This window comes from Clostridium sp. UBA3061, from assembly GCF_002367465.1.
Classification (GTDB): Bacteria; Bacillota; Clostridia; order Clostridiales; family Clostridiaceae; genus Clostridium_J; species Clostridium_J sulfidigenes.
Window position 1 is genome coordinate 183,714 of record NZ_DFCF01000002.1, and the last position, 16,351, is coordinate 200,064.

Here is a 16,351-nt window from a genome sequence, read left to right on the forward strand (position 1 = left end):
ATGCATGATAAAATCTTGGTAATTGAAGATGATAATGATTTAGGAAACTTAATAAAAGATTACTTAGAGATAGATGGGTTTCAGGTATTGATAGCTAATGATGGGTTAAAAGGTGTGGAACTGGCTAATGATCCTATGATAAAGCTCATTATTTTAGATATTATGCTCCCACTTTTAGATGGTGTTGAAGTTTGTAAAAGAATAAGGACGATATCGAAAATGCCAATACTTATGTTATCAGCTAAAAGTGGAGAGATGGATAAGATACTAACATTAGGAGTAGGGGCAGATGACTATATGACAAAACCTTTTTCTCCAATGGAATTAGTGGCAAGGGTGAAAGCTCATATAAGAAGGTATACTTCATTTTCTAGTGATACACTATCAGATGTAAAACAATTTGGTGATTTAATAGTAGACTCTAAGGCATATAAAGCTTTACTAAATAATAAGGAAATACCACTAACTTCTAAGGAATTTCAAATATTGGATTTTTTCACATCTAATCCTTCCCAAGTGTTTTCAAAGTCTCAGGTATATGAAAGTGTATGGGGTTACAGTGAATATATGGATGAAAATACTATAGCTGTGTACATTAAAAGGTTAAGAGAGAAGCTTGGAGAATACGGTGAAAAGTCGATAAAGACAATATGGGGAGTAGGATATAAGTGGGAAGTAATAGAGTGAAGGATAATTACCTTGGTAAAAAAATTAGTATATTTACAGGGTTAACATATCTATTTGTTATATTATCAGTGGTATATTCTCTCCTAATTTTAAAGGAAGATATTAAAAAAGAAGATAAGTCTAATTTATTAAGAATAGAAACATCAAATCAAAGAGAATTGATTAAAGAAATGTTTAAAGAAAATAGCTATTACATGGAAAATGATTTTTATGATTATACAGTTATAAATTTAAAAGGGGAGGCTATCTTTTCTTCCATAGATGATTTTAATAAAGGAGAAAAGATAAATCTTGAAAATGAAATAGGTTATGATAATGCCTTTGACAATAGAAAGAATGGATTCATTAGATACAGTATACCTTTAGTTAATAATGATGTTCAAGAAGGGATTATAATTATAGATTTACCACAGAGTATATTAAAAAAGGAAAGCAAAAATGAGAAATTTATACCCCTGTGGATACTTTTATTTTTAATAGGAATATTAGCTTTTATGATAAATAGGTTTGTAAAAATAGATATAATAAAACCAATTAAAGAGCTCCATAGTAGTGCAAAAACCATACTAAATGGAAGCTATAAGTGTAAAGTAAACTACGATTATCATGGGGAGGTTGGAGAGTTTTGTCATGATTTTGAAGCTATGAGAGGTGAAATAATAGACTCAAAAGAAAAGGAAGAAAAGCTTAAAAGAAATGAAAAAGAATTATTAGCTTGTATTTCACATGATTTAAAAACTCCTCTTTCATCAATTTCAGGATATGTTGAAGGCATAAGAGATGGAATTGCAAAGGATGAAGATGGTATAAAAAGATATTCAAACATTATATTGAAGAAATCTAAGGAACTTTCAAAATTAATAGATGATATATTAGAGCAATCGAAAACAGAGTTGAATGAAATGTCAATTGAAAGAAAAGAAATATACTCTGATGATTATCTAAAGGAAGTTTTAGGTGACTTATCTATTGATGTAGCTACTCATAATATGAAATTAGATGTTAAGGGACAATTGCCAAGGGCTTTGATTTCTATAGATATAATAAGAATAAATCAAGTTATAAATAATATTATTTCAAATTCAATAAAATACTCTAAATCAGGAGAAAAAATTGAGATATGGGTAGATGATGAGATAGATAAAATTACTGTAAATATTAAGGATTTTGGTAGTGGAATTAGCATTGATGATATACCATTTGTTTTTAATAAGTTTTATAGAGGTGAAAAGTATAGAAACACTAATATATCAGGTTCAGGGCTTGGTCTTTCTATATCTAAGTATATAGTAGAGAGTCATGGAGGAAATATAAAGTGTTCATCTTCTTTAGAATCTGGAACTACTATTAGTTTTACTATACTTAAAATATAATTAATAAAGGTGCTGTCACACCTCAGAATTTATTTTCTATTGTGTAGCAGCACCTTTTTTATCTTTTAATTTAATTATTAGTAGGATTTACTTTATCTTTTCTTCCCACCATCCAAATGCGACTCTACCTTGAGCAAGTTCATTTGGAGTTTCTGGGTTGGATAAGAAAATAATAAATGATCCTCCAGGAGGAAAAATAAATTTGCCTACTTCTTCGTCGGCAATTGTAACCTCTGGAAGGGCTCTTCTAACAAATGCCTTAACTCCACCTTTAGGTTCTCCTATAACATTGCTTGCTTTAAGTAACCTAATTCGTGGCTTTGGTAATGGGCAAAGAGCTGTATTAGCTGGAGTAACTAATTCTGATATCTCTGGACATCCAGGTGGATTTGAATTAAACCATATTTGCGCTCTTATTGGTGATTCTCCAATATTTGTGACAGTCCAGACATATACGTGTAGATTAACTCCTGAATAATAAGGATTTACTAATCCTGCCCATGCACTTTTACCTCTTCCAAAATTTAATTCATCTGCATAGCCTACAAAATATTTTCCTTGAAGTGAAAGATATAGAGGATATGGCATACTAGCTACTTGAGTTATTGGATTAGGTAAGATTATAGAGTCATTACAATTTTTTGTGTTTTCCATTTTCATAATATCTCCTATTAAAAGTATAGATTTTTCATATTCTCCATACATAAGGTATAAGAATAAATCTGTATACTGTTAATATATGTTGTACGGATATAAGGGGTGTACAAGGAGTTGAAATTTAGTAAATCTGAGAATTTAAGATAGTGTTTAATATAAAATTTAATTATTAATTTCTAGATAACTATAGGAAATAAAAATGTCACATACTCTTTAAAATAAGGAGTATGTAACATTAAATTTATATATTATTCTGTACGTAATGATTCTACAGGATTTTTTCTTGCAGCCATTTTTGCTGGAATAGCACCACCCAGCAATGTTAAAGAAACACTTATAATTATAAGTATTATAGCATGAACTGGATTAAGTTTTGCTACACCTTCAAGGTCTGTTAAATTCTTAAGAACACTATTTATTGGAAATGTTAATAAGTATGATATTAATATTCCAAGTAATCCTGAACAAGAACCTATTATGAATGTTTCAGCATTGAATACACGGGTTATATCTTTCTTTCTTGCACCTAATGCTCTCAATACACCAATTTCCTTTGTTCTTTCTAATACAGAAATGTATGTTATTATCCCAATCATAATAAGGGATACAACAAGTGATATTGCGGCAAAGGCAATTAAAACAAGGGTTATTGAATCCATAATACCACCAGATAATTTTGTGAATGTAGCTGCTAAATCTGTATATATTATAGAGTCTTCAACAGCATTTCCATCATTCCATGAATTTAAGTAATTAAGTACCCTATCCTTGGTAGTAAAATCTTTAGGGTAAAGGGTAATAGCAAATGGTGTAGAAGTAGCACCTAATTGAGAAAGTACGTCATCTTTAGTAACATTAGGAGTAGTACTACTACTAGCTCCTCCCATTGGTGACATTGCAGCCATTGGATTAGTAGGCATACTAGTTCCAGCTGTGGCACCTCCAAAAGGCTTTCCAGTTAATACATTATAGTTAGAATCTTGCTGTACTTTAACAATTTCAGAGTTTTTAGCATTATCAATAAAATATTGTGATAATTCATCTGAATATGAAAGTCCTGGTGAAAGAATTTCTAGCTTTGAATTTTTGCTAGAACGAACTATACCAGCAATTTTAAGAGTAATAGCATTATCATTATTATAAATATCTATAAGATTGTCTGGAGTACCGTTTATTGTAAATATATTGCCCATCTGTTTGTAGTAATCATCATTTAAAGCTAATTTAAATTCCTTGTTTATAATATCATTAAAACTTACAGTATCTGATTCAGAATCTATACCTAAAGCTTCTAGCATAGAGTTGTCAAGTCTGTTATAGCTATCGACAATAAGAACAAGATCCGTTTTTTCTTTAGGATATGACCCAGCTAATAAATCATAATTGCTTTCAAGGTATCCTTTAGTATCTAAATTTAGACTATTGGGATATGATGAAAAGTTAATTAGGGATGTATTTACTGGAGTTGCAGTTTTGCCATCAGATTTCAAAAGATTCATATTAACAAGTCTTGTATAGGACATTCCAGAAAGCAGAGATGAATCAATATTTTCAATATACTCTATGTATTCATCAGTAAATACATTTGTGTGTTCAATACTATTTTTACTAGGGTCATAAGGATAAATGTAATCTACATCTGGAAATTGATTTTCATTTACGGAATTACTCACTGCTTCTTTGTGTTGCTCTCTCATTGCATCCATATCAACTTCGGCGGTTTTTTGATTAATCATTATTGGAAAACCAGATAATGTACTATTTTCAAATTCTCCAATTTGTTTATCGAATCCATTTGATAATGAAAGTATTAAGGCAATACCAATTATACCTATACTTGAGGCAAAAGCAGTAAGTGCTGTTCTCCATTTCTTTGTAGATATGTTTTTGCCAGATAGTTTTAAAGCAGTAAAGAAACTCATACTTGTTTTCTTAAGTTTATAATCAGCAGTATCTAAGTCATCATAAAATGGATTGCTATCAGATTTTATCTCACCATCTCTAAATTCAACAATTCTATCAGCATATTCATTAGCTAACTCTGGATTATGAGTTACCATAACAACAAGTTTATCCTTTGAAATTTCTTTAATAAGCTCCATAATCTGAATACTTGTATGAGTGTCCAAAGCCCCAGTAGGTTCATCTGCTAAAATTATATCAGGGTCATTAGCTAGAGCTCGAGCTATAGCAACTCTTTGCATTTGTCCTCCTGATAGTTGGTTTGGTTTTTTGTGAACATGGTCCTTTAGGCCAACCTTTTCTAACACCTCAAGAGCTTTCTTGTGCTTCTCTGTATTTGAAACTCCACTAAGGGTCATTCCCATTTCTACATTATCTACTATACTTAAGTGAGAAATTAGGTTGTAACTTTGAAAAATAAATCCAACACTATTATTTCTATAGGCATCCCAATCTGAGTCTTTAAAATTTTTTGTAGATTTACCATTGATAATTAAATCACCTTCATCATATTGGTCAAGACCACCTATAACATTTAAACATGTTGTTTTTCCAGAGCCACTCGGTCCAAGAATTGCAACAAATTCAGATTTTCTAAATTTTAGGCTTATTCCATCTAATGCAACTTGAGTAAATTCGCCTGTAGTATAACTTTTAAATATGTTTTTTAATTGTAACATTATGCTCCTCCTTTACGATTAACTTTTCTAATTGTAGAATCGTAATATGAACCTAATATGAATTATGGTCTAAAAGTATATTTTTATTTCTTTTTTATTTGTAAAGTTCATATTTAATTAACATAAAATAATTATTATATAAAGTAACATAATAAATTGAGGTGATAATATTGTTTAATATACTTGTTGTAGAGGATGATAAGAATTTAAGAAAACTTATATCTGCAACCTTAAAACAAAATGGATATAACTCATTAATGGCAGAGAATGGAGAAATAGCTCTTGATATTATGGATAAAGAGCATATTGATTTAGTAATATCTGATATAATGATGCCTAAGTTAGATGGTTACAATTTAGTGAAAGCTTTGAGAGACTCAGGATATAATATGCCAATACTTATGGTTACAGCTAAGGAAATGTTCGAAGATAAGAGAAAAGGATTTAATGTTGGCGTAGACGATTATATGGTAAAACCTATTGATATAAATGAAATGATATTAAGAGTTGGAGCACTTCTTAGAAGAGCTAAGATATCTAATGAACATAGACTATCTATAGGTGATATTATTTTAGATTATGATTCAATATCTGTAAGTCGACATGGAGACAGTGCTACCCTTCCTAAAAAAGAATTTTATTTATTATTTAAATTATTATCTTATCCTAACGTCATATTTACACGAAGACAGTTATTAGATGAAATATGGGGTATGGATAATGAAGTGGATGAGCGTACTGTAGATGTTCATATAAAAAGATTGAGAGAAAGATATGATAGTTGTACAGAATTTGAGATTGTTACAGTACGTGGTCTTGGATATAAGGCGGTTAAGAAGATATGAGAAAAAATCTAAGAGTTAAGTTTGTTGTAATTCTTCTATTGATGATGATTGTATCAGGAATTTGTTCCCTTATAATATCTGCATTAATGTTTAGTGGAAATATAGAGAAAGAATCAAAAAATGCCCAAAGGAAAGTAGTAGATACTATAATAGAACTATATGATAATACAGATTTTACTTTAAATAAAATTATAGAGTTAAGTAATAATGATAGATATGAAGTAATACTTATCAATGATTTGCATGAGTATGCTGGAACTGCTGATACGCTTCATGAGAGAGAATTTCTACAGATTAAAACCAAAAGACTTCCTATTATTAATACTATATTAAAGGTAGATGATAGGTATATAAAAATATCTAATTCATTTAATGAAAAAAGTGTGCATATACGTGCATTTTTTCTAACTATCACATCCTTAATTATATCTACTGTAATAGCTACCATAATATCAGGTATAGCATCAAAGCGAATCTTAAGGCCAATAAGAACTTTAAGTAAAGCTACTGAAGAGGTAGCAAAGGGAAACTTTAGTGTTAAAATAGGTATTCCTAAGGATTATGAATTTTCATTATTAGCAAAAAATTTTAACAAGATGGTTCATGAGCTTAGTAGTATAGAGACCTTAAGAAATGATTTTGTTAGTAACGTTTCCCACGAGATAAAAACACCCATTGCATCTATACAAGGCTTTGCAAAGTTAATTCAAGATAAAAACTTAGATGATGATGAGAGAAGTGAATTTACAGATATTATTATTAGTGAGTCATCAAGGCTTTCTAAGCTAACTTCAAATATATTAAAGCTTTCAAAGCTTGAAAATCAAGAGGTTATTACTGGAAAAGCAGAGTTTGCATTAGATGAACAGATTAGGTGTGCAATTCTTATAATGGAACCAGAGTGGAGTGAAAAGGGAATTGACTTAGATATAGACCTAGATAAAGTCAGTATTATAGGAAATGAGGATTTATTGCAGCAGGTATGGCTAAATATAATAGGAAATGCTATTAAGTTTACGGAGAAGGGTGGAACTATTGGTATCAAATTAATGGATTTGAAGGATAAAATAGTTATTAAGGTTTCAGATAATGGTGTTGGAATGAATGAAGAAACTCAAAGACATATTTTTGATAAGTTCTATCAAGGTGATAAATCCCATTTAAGCAAGGGAAATGGATTAGGATTATCACTTGTAAAACGAATAATTGAATTATGTGATGGTGAAATAAAGGTTAGGAGTAAGCTTTATTATGGTACGACTTTCACAATAGGACTACCTAAAAAATAATATTCTTAATAAATAGGATATTCCCATTTAGAGATTTAAAATTTTGCGAAGAGTAGATATGAAAAGTGAGGAAAGAAAAGAGTTGTAGTTGCAATAAAAATTTTATACCTTTATTGAACTATATAAAGATATAAGGAGCTGTCGCACTAATTTTTTAGTGTGACAGCTCCTTTACTTTAGACTTTACTGCACCTGTGAAATAAAGTTGGTAATGACACTTTACTTCATATTTATGGTCTTCCATTCATCTACAAGCATCCCATATTCATAGGTGTCTTTCCAGAGAGGATTACCATTTTCATCCTCAAAGAAATAGATATTTTGGAGACGGTGTCCTTCTCTTCTCATATTTACAGCTTCAAGCAGTTTCCAAGAAGATATGTTTCGGGGATCACAATTAGCAATTATACGTCTTGTACCTAGATTCTCAAAGGCATATTTCATAATAGCTTTTACACTTTCAGTAGCGTACCCTTTTCTATGATATTTGGAGTTAAATATATATCCAAGTTCCCAAGTCATAAAATCCTCTTTACTAAAATATAAATTGCCAATTACTTTTCCTGTACTCTTCAAGGAGACAGCCAAAAATGTATCACCCTTTGACCTGGATAGTGCTTCTTCTTTACAATCTTCCTCGGAGAAAGGCTTGTAGGGTTCAAATTTTAATACTTGCTCATCAGAAAAATACTCATGTAAATCTCTCCAGTCCTCAGGAGTAAAGTTACGAATTATTAATCTCTCAGTTTCAACTTTACAAATCATTTTTTTATACTCCATTTCATTCATTATTTATAATTAATTACTCAAACCTCGCACATGTAAATATAGCTTAACCCATTGATTTATCAAAGGTTTTGTGCTCAAATTTGCAGAGAATTCCTCTGGAAAATGATATGATGTAAATACCCAAAATACAATATATTAAATTTTTGGATGAATTATCTTATGAACAGTTTACCACAAAATAACCCAAAAAAAATGATTTAATAAAATTCATTTTAAACTATATGAAGCAATTTAAAGTTATGTAGTCTCATTAAAAATCAAATTGCTATAAGCAGTTAAAAAAGTAGCTTAATTTTGCAATAATTATGCTTATTAAATTACTTCGATATTGATAGTGCAATGGTTGAAATACTTTTTGTGCTGTGAAGTTTGAGTTATTATGAAAACAAATAATTCGAATTATTTGACAAAATATATAAGTATATGTATTATATAGATATAAAATTACATATTGTGTTTTATGGTTGCATACGCAATAACAGGGAATGAGGTTAGAATCCTCAACAGCCCCCGCTACTGTAATAGCTACGAAACTCTTTAAAAGTCACTATGAAAATAATTCATGGGAAGGCAAGGAGAATTAGGTTTGAAGCTATAAGTCAGGAGACCTACCATAAAATAAAGTTTGCAATTTCGGTGGGAAATTAAAGCGGCAAAGATTATTAATAGATATCAAATGTATATTTTAGTATACATTTTTTATTCTGTGTATATGTGTGCTTAAAGTCCTAGAAATAGGACTTTTTTTATTTTCACTATTTATATTTTTATATTTTTTACCAATTTTGTATTGATAATGAATTTCAAATATGATACTATGTTTTTATGAAATTGATATTCATTATCATTAACAGGTTAATAAATCATAATAGAAGTAAAGAGGGAGGTGGCTAAACATTCTTATATGAAAACCAAATTGTATTATAGAAAGTAAGAGGAGTGATTTTTTATGAAAAAACTAGTTAGTATAATGGTATCTTTAATAATGATAGTAGGGCTAACAGGATGCTCACAGGAAAAGGAAAAAAACTCAGAAGAAAGTACTGTTATAGAAGTAGAAGACATAAATGGTGATGTAGTTACTTTAAATAGGCCAGCAGAAAAAATATTTTTAGGATTTTATATAGAAAATTATCTTGCAGTGTCTGGGGATTTTAAACTAGATAGAATTGTTGCTATGTCAAAAGGAGAAACAAAGGATTTAATGAATGCAATGTGGAGTAAGTATGCAGAAATAATTCCTAATTTAGAAGGGTGTATTGATACAGGATCTATTTACTTAGATAGTTTCAGTATGGAGAAACTAATTGAGGCAAAACCAGATTTAGTAATTCTTGCACCTTATCAGGCAAAAAAAATAGGGGATGGGATTAATACTATAAAAAGTCTAGGGATTCCTGTAGCAGTAGTTGACTACAATTCTTTTACTTTAGATAAGCATGTAAAAAGTACAGAAATACTTGGAAAATTATTAGGAAAAGAAGAAAGAGCAAAGGAACTTGTTGAAAATTATAAAAGTCATATAAAAAATGTTGAAGATAGAGTAAAAGATATACCAGAAGATAAGCTTAAATCTGTTTATTTTGAACTTGCAAGTCAAGGTCCAGATACCTATGGAAATTCTTATGGAAACTCTTTATGGGGAAATATACTTAAAACTGCAAAATGTAAAAATATTGCTGAAGAGAAAGTTGAAGAATATGGTCCACTAAATCCTGAATACGTTATCTCCAGCAATCCTGATATTATAATGTTCTCAGGACAAACTAATTCTCAAGATAAGGGAAAACAAAGATTTGAGATGGGATTCAATGTAAATGAGGATAGAGCTGTAGAAACAATGAATATGTATTTAAAAAGACCAGGTTGGAACAATCTAAATGCGGTAAAAAATAAAGAAGTATATGGTTTTGATCATAGCGGACTTAGAACTCTTTATGATTATGTATATCTTCAATATGCTGCAAAGGCAATTCATCCGGAAAAGTTTAAAGATGTAGATCCAATGAAAAATCTAAATGAATTTTATGAAAAATATTTACCAGTAAAACCAGCAGGTACTTTTATGATAAAGGGGGAATAGTCAAATGACTAATAAAATAAAAGTATTGGAGGATTTAAATGAGGGAGAGGATGTATATAAGAACATAAATAAAAAAAGATTTATTTTATTTGCTATTACAATTATAGCATTACTTGTATTTTCTATTTTAGATTTAATTGTTGGACCCTCTGGGATGTCTTTATCAGAGGTAATACGGACTTTAATACAAGGACCTACTAAAGAAAATATAAATTCAGCTGTTATGTGGTCTATAAGACTTCCAATGACATTAACATGTATATTTGTGGGAGCTTCATTGGGATTAGCAGGATCTCATATGCAAACTATACTTAGTAATCCATTAGCTAGTCCATATACTTTAGGTATTTCATCAGCAGCTGGCTTTGGGGCTTCTCTTGCTATTGTCACAGGAATTACTATTGGAAACATAGGATGGATTTCTATACCTTTAATGGCATTTGCTTTTTCATTTATATCTAGTTTATGTATATATTTTATAGGTAAAAGTAAGGGTATGAAGTCTATAACAATGGTGTTAACAGGTATTGTTATTCATTTTCTATTTCAGGCACTACAATCTTTAGTTCAGTATATGGCAGCACCAGAAGTATCACAACAAATTGTATTCTGGATGTTTGGAAGTTTATTAAAATCTACCTGGATTGGGGTATTTATTACTGCAAGTATTTTTCTTTTATGTTTCTTACTAACTACAACTATAGTATGGAAAATAACAGCCCTATCTGCCGGAGAAGAAAGAGCAAGAAGTCTTGGAATAAATGTAGACAAATTAAAGTTAAGGGTATTTTTAATATCAACTTTGTTAACTACAGGAGCTGTTTCATTTATAGGTCCTATTGGATTTATAGGATTAATTTCTCCGCATTTTGCAAGGTTATCCGTTGGAGAAGATCAAAGATATTTATCTCCCGTTTCAGCTATATTTGGAGCATTAATCATGGTTGTAGCTTCTATAATATCTAAAGTAATAAAACCAGGTGCATTAATACCTATAGGCATTGTTACATCTATTGTTGGAGTACCTTTTTTACTTTTTTTATTACTATCTAAGGGGGCAGAGTAATGAGTTTTATTACAGTAGATAAGGTTTCAGTTAAATATAAAAATAAAGAGGTATTAAGAGATATTACTTCTACTTTTAACCAAGGTGAAATAACTTCAATTATTGGTCCTAATGGTACAGGAAAGACAACCTTTATAAAAGCTATATCTAATATGGTTAACTATGGAGGTCATATATATATGAATGAAAATAATAAGGAGAAAATATCCATGGAAAAAGTGGGCTATGTGCCGCAAATGAGTAATAGTAGTTCTGGTTTAACTGTATTTGAAATGGTATTGCTTGGACATATGAAGGATTTAAAGTGGAAAATTTCTAAGGATAAACTAGAAGAAACAAATAAAATATTGAAAAAAATAAATTTAAGTCATCTAAGTTATAATAAATTTTCTAGTTTAAGTGGAGGAGAAAAACAATTAGTGATTATGGCACAAACCTTAGTTTCAAAGCCCAAAATACTACTATTAGATGAACCAACCAGCGCATTAGATATAAGACATCAGCTACAAGTTTTAGATCTAGCAAGAGAGTATACTACAGAAAATAATGCTATTACTATAGTTGTAATTCATGACTTAGCTTTGTCAACTAGATATAGTGACAAAATAGTATTATTTAACAAAGGATATGTGATGAAGGAAGGAAAACCAGAGGAAGTATTACAACCATCATTATTGAAAGAGGTTTATAAGGTAGATGTAGAAGTTTGCTGCACGAAGAAAGGTTATTTTACAGTTACCCCTATTACATGTAGTTAAATAATAGTAAAAATAAAGTTTTGAGGTGAGAGGGTATGAATAAACATAAATTTTTATTAAATTTAAAGTTGTTAAACATAGATATTAAAGAAATTATGAACTTATGCAAAGAGCATAATGAATGTTTTTCAGTCTTAAAAGATAAACTTGATTACGTATGTGATTTTATACTAGATAATTCAAATAATTTAAAATGGAAGAAATATTTATCAGAAGAAACGTATGATTCTCTAGTTAGAGAACTTAGAAACTCTACTTCAAATGCCTTAGGATGGGTTGAAAAGTTTCAAGCTCATAGCATATTAAGCGGTAGTGTGGATTCATTCAAGTATTCTGATGAATTAAATCTTGCTGTGCAAAATGAAATACTGGAGTTTGAAATAAATACCAAATCAAGGATTCTATTTATTGGCTCTGGAGCTATGCCTATAACAGCTTTTACTATAAAAAATGAAGTTGATTGTGAAGTGACATGTTTAGATATTGATAAAGAAGCACTTGATTTGTCTCAAAGATTATCAGATAAGTATGGGATCAAAAATATATTCTTTTCATCCCAAGATGTAAGTAAATTTGATTTAAACAACTTTACTCATATTATTATAGCTTCTTTAGTTGAAGAAAAATTAGATATTGCAAAATTTTTATTAGAAAATATCAATGGAGATACAAAGGTTATTTTAAGGTATGGAAATGAGTTAAAAAGTATATTTAATTACCCTTTGGATACAAAGATATTGAAACATTGTCAAAAAACAATAATAAAAGACAGTAAATATATTTATGAAAGTATAGTTTTGGAGAAATCTGTATGATGATTAAAGATATATATAATAATTTGGGAAACATATTAATAGTAGGTTCAGGACCTGTAGCAATGAATATGACAATTAATTTATCTAAAGGGTTTTTGGGTGAAATAGGTATGGTTGCTAGAGAAAGTGATAAAACTATATCTTTTTTACAACAATTAAAAAATAATGATTTTACAATAATGGGGAACGCATCAAAAAGAGAATTATTTAAAGTAGAAGGAAGCTATAAATTAAAAAAATTATATATAGGACATGCTAATATAGATGATATCTGGGATACTATGGTATTGTGTGTTCCATGTGATTGCTATATGGACATATTAAAAAAAGTAGATTTACTAAGGCTTACTAGAGTAAAAACGATTATTTTAGTATCACCAGAGTTTGGGTCTAGTATAATAGTTTCTAATTACTTAAATAGAGAGATAAGGGAATTAGAGATAATTTCTTTGTCTAATTATTTCGGTGCAACTAAGTATTCATCATCAAAATCATTAATAGAAGTAACAACAAAAGCTTTGAAAAAAAAGATATATATAGGTTCATCATTAGAATATAGCTATAAAGTACAAGTTCTAAAAAGTTTTCTAAAAGATATTGGAGTTATTTCAGAAATATTAAATGATCCATTAGAAGTTGAAAGCAGAAACATAACTATGTTTGTACATCCAGCTTTTTTAATTAATGATATTAGTTTAAATCAAGTATTTGATTATGATAAAACAAATAAATATGTATACAAGCTATATCCAGAAGGACCTATAACAATGAATACTATATCTATTATGCGTTCTTTATGGAAAGAAATATGTCAAGTGTATATGAAACTCAGGATTAAACCTATTAATATACTTAAGTTTTTAAACGATGATAATTATCCAGTTTTAGAAGAATCTATATCAAGAGAAAATATAGATAAATATATGGAATATGATACCATAAAACAAGAATATTTACTTTATGTTAGATATTCCTCAATATTAATTGATCCGTTTTCCATACCAGATAAAAATGGAAGATACTTTGAGTTTTCAAGGATTCCTTATCCAAAAATTTATAAAGATAATAGGGGAAAATGGAATATACCAAGAATGCCATTTGAAGATTATAAAAAGATCAAGCTTTTATATGCTATAGGAAAAAAATTAAATATAGACATGGAAAATGCAAAATATTTATTAGACTTATTTGATATTTACTTAAATAAATTTATTGAAGATAAGGGTGAGAATAATATAAATAATAGTGTATTTGAAGATCATAGCATAAACAATGCAAAAATTATAATTAAGGAGCGATTAAATGAGAGTAGATAAAGGTGTAATATTGGCAATACTATCTTCATTTACGTTTAGTATAATGAATGTTTTAGTAAAGTTAGTTAGTAATAGAATACCCTCTAATGAAATAGCTTTTTTTAGAGGCATAATTGGTGTGATTTTAATATTGATATTAATGAAGGGAACTAATGTAAAGTTTTCTAAAGAAGGAAAACCACTTTTATTAATGAGAGGGCTTCTAGGAGGACTTTACATGGTAACATACTTCTTTGCAATTTCTACAATGAAGTTAGGAGATGCTTCTATATTAGCACATTTATCAGGTGTTTTTGTAATGATATTTTCTGCAATGTTTTTGAAGGAAAGACTACCAAAGAATGCTTGGATATTTATTATAATTATTTTATTTGGGGCAAGCCTTATAATAAATCCATTTAGATATTCCACATATTCTTTTTATGCTATATTTGGATTGTTAAGTGCAATCCTATCAGCAAGTGCTTCTATAACTATTAGAAAATTAGCAAAATCTAAGAAACATCATTCTTATGAAATTGTATTTTATTTTTTAGCTGCATCTACAATAGTAGCGGCTATATTAATGAGAAATAATTTTGTAGTACCAACAGTTAGAGAATTTGTTTTATTGTTTATTTTAGGAGTTGTTTCCTTATTAGCACAAATATTTTTAACAGGTGCGTTTGGAAATACTAATGCTGTAATTGTAGAAGTAGTAAGGTATATAGGAATATTATTTAATGCAACTTGGGGATTGATATTATTTGGAGAATCTTTATCCGTATACTCTATATTAGGAGGAATTCTTATAATTGGAGCATCTATTGTTTTATCCAGACAAAAATCTTTAGAGTAGGTGAAATTAAATGTAATAAAAAGACTTTTAATAACTTTAACTGGGATTAAAAAGCTAAAAATGGAAAATATAAACTAATTGGAAAAGTTGTAGAAAACAAAGGAAAGTACAATAAAAACAAGTTAAACTTAGTTAATCAGCAATTAAGATTTTTACTTATATTGAGATTAATAGTATTATAAATCATAGTTACTAGTAAATTAACATATGTTTGCAAGCATTAAATAGGTTTAAGGAGTTGTACTTTGTGGAAATAAACAGTATAGTCCTAAGCCCAGAAGTATATAGATCTGATGCAGAAAAGATAGCTGATTGGCTTAGTGATGAGGAAATTGTAAAGTATTTAAATGAAGATAATAAGGCTAGAGAGAACTTAATTAATGTTATAGATAGAGTAAATATGCCAATTTTAACTCATTTATTTAATAACAACTGTAGATTTTTTACTATAAAAAATCCATATGGAACTATAGGCTTTTTAAGACTTATCCCAAAAGGTGAAACAATTGAAATTGTTATAGCTGTGGGAGAAAAGGAACTGTGGGGAAAAGGTATAGGACATAATGCGGTTATGGAAGCATTAAAAACTGCATTTTTTGAAATGAGGACAGAAAAAGTTGTTGCAAAAATTAAGAAAGATAATAAACGGTCTCAAAACCTTGTAAAGGGAATTGGATTTAGAGAAATAAAAAAACTTGAAAAAGAAGTAGAATATCATATTACAAAGGAAATATTCTGGAAGAAAGCAGCATAATAATCTTTTATATGAGAGTAAATAAAATAATAAAGAAAAAATTTTAGACAACCATCTTAGGTAATAAACTGGGAGGGTTGTTTTTTTGTTGAGAATTAAATTATTGTTATAGTAGATAAAATTTTTACTAATGAATTTTTATCATTTAACAACAACATTAAATTTAAAACAAAAATTGACAATAATTCAGAATTGTTATACACTAATATTGATTCGAGTATCGAAGTAATTTTCAAAAGACCAGTGGATTTAAAAGATTTATCCTAAAGGATAACGACTTCTAAGTATCAAAAATACCGATATTAAGAATTTTGTTGGTAAGATTCAAATAAGCTAAGAACTCTGTTTATTATATAAATTTTAAAAATGAAAATAAATTATAAAAGAATGAAATTTAGAGCTAACCATTTATGGTTAGCTCTAAATTAAGGAAAAATTG

14 protein-coding genes and 1 riboswitch are annotated in these 16,351 nt (G+C 28.9%); of the genes, 11 read left to right on the forward strand and 3 right to left on the reverse strand.

What is annotated here, in order from left to right:
- Complete coding sequence (locus B2P65_RS01030; protein ID WP_346879465.1) at window positions 1-687, forward strand: response regulator transcription factor; 687 nt, start codon at window positions 1-3, stop codon at window positions 685-687.
- Complete coding sequence (locus B2P65_RS01035; protein ID WP_346847272.1) at window positions 669-2,060, forward strand: HAMP domain-containing sensor histidine kinase; 1,392 nt, start codon at window positions 669-671, stop codon at window positions 2,058-2,060. The genes B2P65_RS01030 and B2P65_RS01035 overlap by 19 nt, the downstream gene beginning before the upstream one ends.
- Before the next feature lie 87 nt (window positions 2,061-2,147).
- Here the strand turns inward: B2P65_RS01035 and B2P65_RS01040 are convergent, their stop codons facing one another.
- Entirely contained in the window at window positions 2,148-2,714 is a 567-nt protein-coding gene (locus B2P65_RS01040) for a DUF6143 family protein (protein WP_346847273.1), read from the reverse strand.
- A gap of 251 nt (window positions 2,715-2,965) precedes the next feature.
- The gene (locus B2P65_RS01045) at window positions 2,966-5,359 is read right to left on the reverse strand and encodes an ABC transporter ATP-binding protein/permease (RefSeq protein WP_346879466.1); all 2,394 of its coding nucleotides are present in this window, start codon (window positions 5,357-5,359) and stop codon (window positions 2,966-2,968) included.
- 170 nt (window positions 5,360-5,529) lie between these two features.
- Here B2P65_RS01045 and B2P65_RS01050 point away from each other — a divergent pair, with 170 nt between their 5' ends.
- Together B2P65_RS01050 and B2P65_RS01055 are read left to right on the forward strand one after the other, a co-directional pair.
- Window positions 5,530-6,204 (forward strand): response regulator transcription factor, encoded by a 675-nt coding sequence (locus B2P65_RS01050; protein WP_346847275.1) that lies wholly within the window; start codon window positions 5,530-5,532, stop codon window positions 6,202-6,204.
- On the forward strand, window positions 6,201-7,493 hold the full coding sequence (locus B2P65_RS01055; protein WP_346878481.1) for a HAMP domain-containing sensor histidine kinase: 1,293 nt from the start codon (window positions 6,201-6,203) through the stop codon (window positions 7,491-7,493). The genes B2P65_RS01050 and B2P65_RS01055 overlap by 4 nt, the downstream gene beginning before the upstream one ends.
- 219 nt (window positions 7,494-7,712) lie before the next feature.
- Here B2P65_RS01055 and B2P65_RS01060 read toward each other — a convergent pair whose 3' ends face one another.
- Window positions 7,713-8,258: a GNAT family N-acetyltransferase gene (locus B2P65_RS01060; RefSeq protein WP_346877220.1), complete on the reverse strand. Its 546-nt coding sequence runs from the start codon at window positions 8,256-8,258 to the stop codon at window positions 7,713-7,715.
- 468 nt (window positions 8,259-8,726) lie between these two features.
- Window positions 8,727-8,912, forward strand: a riboswitch (cobalamin riboswitch).
- Window positions 8,913-9,231: 319 nt separating this feature from the next.
- On the opposite strand from B2P65_RS01060, the gene B2P65_RS01065 reads away from it, so the two are divergent.
- From B2P65_RS01065 to B2P65_RS01095, 7 genes are all read left to right on the forward strand, one after another.
- On the forward strand, window positions 9,232-10,365 hold the full coding sequence (locus tag B2P65_RS01065) for an ABC transporter substrate-binding protein (protein ID WP_346847278.1): 1,134 nt from the start codon (window positions 9,232-9,234) through the stop codon (window positions 10,363-10,365).
- Between the two features lie 4 nt (window positions 10,366-10,369).
- Window positions 10,370-11,431 (forward strand): iron ABC transporter permease, encoded by a 1,062-nt coding sequence (locus B2P65_RS01070; RefSeq protein ID WP_346847279.1) that lies wholly within the window; start codon window positions 10,370-10,372, stop codon window positions 11,429-11,431.
- Complete coding sequence (locus tag B2P65_RS01075; protein WP_346847280.1) at window positions 11,431-12,189, forward strand: ABC transporter ATP-binding protein; 759 nt, start codon at window positions 11,431-11,433, stop codon at window positions 12,187-12,189. Before B2P65_RS01070 ends, B2P65_RS01075 begins: the two co-directional genes overlap by 1 nt.
- A gap of 35 nt (window positions 12,190-12,224) precedes the next feature.
- Window positions 12,225-13,004, forward strand: a complete 780-nt coding sequence (locus B2P65_RS01080) for a nicotianamine synthase family protein (protein ID WP_346847281.1) — start codon at window positions 12,225-12,227, stop codon at window positions 13,002-13,004.
- On the forward strand, window positions 13,001-14,320 hold the full coding sequence (locus B2P65_RS01085; RefSeq protein WP_346847282.1) for an opine metallophore biosynthesis dehydrogenase: 1,320 nt from the start codon (window positions 13,001-13,003) through the stop codon (window positions 14,318-14,320). The genes B2P65_RS01080 and B2P65_RS01085 overlap by 4 nt, the downstream gene beginning before the upstream one ends.
- Complete coding sequence (locus tag B2P65_RS01090) at window positions 14,307-15,158, forward strand: DMT family transporter (protein WP_346847283.1); 852 nt, start codon at window positions 14,307-14,309, stop codon at window positions 15,156-15,158. The genes B2P65_RS01085 and B2P65_RS01090 overlap by 14 nt, the downstream gene beginning before the upstream one ends.
- A gap of 247 nt (window positions 15,159-15,405) precedes the next feature.
- Window positions 15,406-15,912, forward strand: coding sequence for a GNAT family N-acetyltransferase (locus B2P65_RS01095; protein ID WP_346847284.1), 507 nt, complete (start codon window positions 15,406-15,408; stop codon window positions 15,910-15,912).
- Window positions 15,913-16,351 lie beyond the last annotated feature (439 nt).

Excerpts from the sequence above, each read along its gene's own strand:
- B2P65_RS01090 (WP_346847283.1), top strand. The coding sequence starts at position 14,307 with ATGAGAGTAGATAAAGGTGTAATATTGGCAATACTATCTTCATTTACG.
- B2P65_RS01085 (WP_346847282.1), top strand. The coding sequence starts at position 13,001 with ATGATGATTAAAGATATATATAATAATTTGGGAAACATATTAATAGTA.
- B2P65_RS01070 (WP_346847279.1), top strand. The coding sequence starts at position 10,370 with ATGACTAATAAAATAAAAGTATTGGAGGATTTAAATGAGGGAGAGGAT.
- B2P65_RS01055 (WP_346878481.1), top strand. The coding sequence starts at position 6,201 with ATGAGAAAAAATCTAAGAGTTAAGTTTGTTGTAATTCTTCTATTGATG.
- B2P65_RS01075 (WP_346847280.1), top strand. The coding sequence starts at position 11,431 with ATGAGTTTTATTACAGTAGATAAGGTTTCAGTTAAATATAAAAATAAA.
- B2P65_RS01040 (WP_346847273.1), bottom strand. The coding sequence starts at position 2,714 with ATGGAAAACACAAAAAATTGTAATGACTCTATAATCTTACCTAATCCA.
- B2P65_RS01045 (WP_346879466.1), bottom strand. The coding sequence starts at position 5,359 with ATGTTACAATTAAAAAACATATTTAAAAGTTATACTACAGGCGAATTT.
- B2P65_RS01065 (WP_346847278.1), top strand. The coding sequence starts at position 9,232 with ATGAAAAAACTAGTTAGTATAATGGTATCTTTAATAATGATAGTAGGG.
- B2P65_RS01060 (WP_346877220.1), bottom strand. The coding sequence starts at position 8,258 with ATGATTTGTAAAGTTGAAACTGAGAGATTAATAATTCGTAACTTTACT.
- B2P65_RS01080 (WP_346847281.1), top strand. The coding sequence starts at position 12,225 with ATGAATAAACATAAATTTTTATTAAATTTAAAGTTGTTAAACATAGAT.
- B2P65_RS01030 (WP_346879465.1), top strand. The coding sequence starts at position 1 with ATGCATGATAAAATCTTGGTAATTGAAGATGATAATGATTTAGGAAAC.